The sequence below is a fragment of the Endozoicomonas sp. ONNA1 genome, from assembly GCF_024606325.1.
In the GTDB taxonomy this organism is placed as follows: Bacteria; Pseudomonadota; Gammaproteobacteria; order Pseudomonadales; family Endozoicomonadaceae; genus Endozoicomonas_A.
Map to the genome: position 1 here is coordinate 1 of NZ_JAHHPN010000361.1, position 1,337 is coordinate 1,337.

2 protein-coding genes are annotated in these 1,337 nt (G+C 40.4%); both read right to left on the minus strand.

The window, feature by feature from the left end:
* Positions 1 to 116: 116 nt before the first annotated feature.
* Positions 117 to 767, minus strand: a complete 651-nt coding sequence (locus KDK19_RS08345; RefSeq protein ID WP_257291722.1) for a hypothetical protein — start codon at positions 765 to 767, stop codon at positions 117 to 119.
* Between the two features lie 126 nt (positions 768 to 893).
* On the minus strand, positions 894 to 1,337 hold a 444-nt coding region (locus KDK19_RS08350), incomplete at its 5' end, for an antibiotic biosynthesis monooxygenase (RefSeq protein WP_306801320.1).

Genomic DNA, 1,337 nt, shown 5'->3' on the forward strand with positions numbered 1-1,337 from the left:
AAAAACTGGTCTTTTCACAACCAGAAACTCTCTATTATTGCTGCCTGCTAACGCCAAATTCAGGGGCTGCGCCGCAGGCGCAGTCCGCTGGAATTTTTTGTTAGGTTGTGATTGTATTAACTTTCTTTCATGCTTGCTGCTTTTTTTATGAAGTCATTCAGTGTAATAATCATATGTTTCTCAAGTAATTGACCAGAGTAATCATTGAGAGAATTAAAGCTTTCAAAATCACCTCTTTCATGAGGAACTGAATCACTTACTTTATAAGAGTACTCGATAATCTTATCTCCATCAGATTTGAGTAGCTTATATGTAACAGTAAAATCAGCAATTATTTCATACTCACTTGCAGCAAAGCCTAACGTAAGCATTCCTTTTGCAAAACTTTCCCCCGCATTATAGTCAGCATAGGCTGGCCCTTTTTTATCTTTAGCCTCCATTTCCACAATTAATTTATAATCATAATCAGTATTACTACCGAGCTTGATGCCTTCTGGCAACTGTTTTATCAGATAGTTAGAGAAATTTTTAAGCGTAGCTGATGAAGCAACTGACAGTTCAGCTTCTTCAATAGGTTTTAAAGGAAGCTGTTCACCTCCACTAAACACTCCAGGTTTTGGCTGGCTATACAGAATATCATAATCAAATTTTTTATCTTTCCATGCTTCATTATGTGTTGCTTCAACATAAGGCATTTCAATAGTTGCATGTTGAGCACAACCTGTAATGAAAGCCACTAAAAGCAAAGTAAATATACTCTTTTTCATCTTTATAACGCTCCTTGCGTTGTTGTTATTATTTTGTACACACTTGATTTAGCAACCTAACGCCTGCGTGTGGGGCGCCGCCGCAGGCGACGTCCCAGGCAGCTTGCTGCCGACACCACGCACTTGTTAAATGCCGTACTGATGCTCTACTTTTGAGATTCGAACTTTGAAGGCAGAGTACCACTTTTCATGACCAAACTTCTGAGCCAATGAATGCTCCGAATTTGCTTTCCATTTTTTTATAGACTCCAGATTATCCCAATAAGAAACAGTAATACCAATATTTTCTCGTGCAGACTCAAGACCCAGAAAACCCGGCTGAACCGCTGCAAGCTCTACCATCCTTGCTGCCATTTCACTATACCCGTTGTCGCATTCATTTCTGACTGAAGTGAATATCACCGCATAATAAGGTGGGCTTGGAGTTTCTGAAATTGAACTCATCTCTAATTCTCTTCTTATTGCACATTGACACAGAGTAATGCTGGTGTATTTAGAATAATGCTGATCAAGGCATTTAACGCCATGCTGTGGGGCGCCGCACAGCGGCGTCCCAGCCCCTTTAGGGGC

What these genes read in the sequence shown, in the direction of transcription:
- KDK19_RS08345 (WP_257291722.1), bottom strand. Translation starts at nt 767, where the DNA reads ATGAAAAAGAGTATATTTACTTTGCTTTTAGTGGCTTTCATTACAGGT.